A 1,771-nucleotide genomic window follows, 5' to 3' on the forward strand; every position below is an offset into this window, starting at 1 on the left:
TCTTTTCGGGGAAACTTGTTGAGCAAAATACAAGCATATATTTCCCGTATACGGTCAAAAATGATTAATTTCTGATAAATGTTTTTGAGTAATGTTAAGTATTTTATAATCTCTAAAGAATAGTTTTAAATAATTTGTATTGGAGATTTAAGACGTTTAATAGTTTTGAATCTAGTATTTGTGAGGATGTGTTATGGATAAAAAGGTGTTAATTGCATATGGCAGCCGTTATGGGAGTACTGAGGAGATTTCTCAAGAAATTGCCAAAGTTTTAGAAAAGCAAGGAATGCAGGTTCAAGTTGTTGATCTTAAGAAAACGAAGTCTAAAGATTGGCCTTCTTTAGAATCATTTGATGGAGTTTTAGTCGCTTCCGGTATAAGAATTATGAAGTGGATGAATGAGCCACAGGAATTTCTTAAGAAGCATAGAGGAGAATTTCAAAAGAAAGAGAAAAAACTTGGTCTGTTTATTAGTTCAGGATTTGCTTCGATTCCGGAGAACCGTGAAAAAGCAAAGAATGATTGGATAGAGAAAGTCATGAACAAGATAGGAGTCAAAGCAGACATTTATGATGCTTTTGGCGGAGTTTACGATTTCTCCGAATCCTCAAGAATGGGTGGTTTAGATAAAAGAATGCTGAAGATGGCATCAAAAGGAATGTCTAAAGAGTTTGGCATTGAAATTGATGAAAAGGGAAGAAACGATTTCCGGGACTGGGATCAGATTCGCAGCTTTGCAGAAAAATTTGCCGAATTAATGAAGAGTTAAGTATCTTCAGTTATTTCTCGGAAAGTAGAATAGACCTAATCAACTCATCAGTAGAATAATCTCCATCTGTTAATAGTACCAATGAAGTATCTTCACCGATGAGTTTATTTCGAATAGTAATCACTGAAAGTCCTTCTATTATCTCTCTTACATCAATCTTAGGGTTGCAATGTGGAGTTTTTTTAGAGAAGGTCTTCAAGGAAAATGATTTTTACGTCAAAAGGCTTCTTTTTACTCTCATTTGTTAATTCCTTTTCTTTTACTGCAAAGAGCGCGGGTGCGGAAATGTATTTAGCCAAACCGAGTGTGAAGCAATCAGCCAAGGAGATTTTACGCTCGCATTTGTACTGTGCTGAGATTCCGAAAACATGTTCTAAATCTTCGACTATAAAGTATCCAGATTCAATTAGGTTCGCAACTTTGTTGTTAGCCAAGTTCCATCCAATGTGCCTGCAAAGTATATACAAGGCTTCTGTTAACGTAATATGAGATACATATGGAAGTATCTCCTCATTTAGGATTGCTTCCTTTATAATTTCTCCTCTGCTTGTCGATAACAGTTGTTCTATAATTATACCTGCATCAAACACTATCTTGCCTTTCGGAAGTTCCTCTTCAGCGTGCCTTTCTTTCCTCTCTTTCAACATCCATCTTCCTCTCTTCAACAAGGCTCTTAATAACCAAGTCTGGATGAACTCCTTCCACTGGCTTACACGCCTCTTCCAATAGTTCGGGTCTCCTTCTATTCCGAACAACCAAATTTATTATGACATCCTCAAAATCCACCTTTTTCCCCCACTTTAACTGTAACTTAGCCATTTCCCTTAACAACTCTTTTTTAGCAGCTTCAGAAACAGAGATCGTCGTACGCTTCATAAATGATTACCTAACCTGAAAAATATTATTCGTTTTCCTATTTATAGTATTCAATATATAAATTTTATTCAAATTATACAAAGAATTCAGCCTTGGAATGCGCAAAATATTGACCTAGTAAACTAG

3 protein-coding genes are annotated in these 1,771 nt (G+C 35.6%); 1 reads left to right on the forward strand and 2 read right to left on the reverse strand.

Annotated elements, in window-relative coordinates:
- Positions 1–193 precede the first annotated feature (193 nt).
- The gene (locus ACUVXA_RS20565) at positions 194–769 is read left to right on the forward strand and encodes a flavodoxin domain-containing protein (RefSeq protein ID WP_445873163.1); all 576 of its coding nucleotides are present in this window, start codon (positions 194–196) and stop codon (positions 767–769) included.
- Positions 770–951: 182 nt separating this feature from the next.
- Here ACUVXA_RS20565 and ACUVXA_RS20570 read toward each other — a convergent pair whose 3' ends face one another.
- Both ACUVXA_RS20570 and ACUVXA_RS20575 read right to left on the reverse strand, forming a co-directional pair.
- On the reverse strand, positions 952–1,416 hold the full coding sequence (locus tag ACUVXA_RS20570; RefSeq protein WP_445873164.1) for a PIN domain-containing protein: 465 nt from the start codon (positions 1,414–1,416) through the stop codon (positions 952–954).
- On the reverse strand, positions 1,385–1,645 hold the full coding sequence (locus ACUVXA_RS20575; protein ID WP_445873165.1) for a hypothetical protein: 261 nt from the start codon (positions 1,643–1,645) through the stop codon (positions 1,385–1,387). Before ACUVXA_RS20575 ends, ACUVXA_RS20570 begins: the two co-directional genes overlap by 32 nt.
- Positions 1,646–1,771: the final 126 nt, after the last annotated feature.

It is taken from the genome of Candidatus Jordarchaeum sp. (genome assembly GCF_052745115.1).

Coding starts and splice junctions, on each gene's coding strand:
- ACUVXA_RS20570 (WP_445873164.1), bottom strand. CDS start 1,416: ATGTTGAAAGAGAGGAAAGAAAGGCACGCTGAAGAGGAACTTCCGAAA.
- ACUVXA_RS20565 (WP_445873163.1), top strand. CDS start 194: ATGGATAAAAAGGTGTTAATTGCATATGGCAGCCGTTATGGGAGTACT.
- ACUVXA_RS20575 (WP_445873165.1), bottom strand. CDS start 1,645: ATGAAGCGTACGACGATCTCTGTTTCTGAAGCTGCTAAAAAAGAGTTG.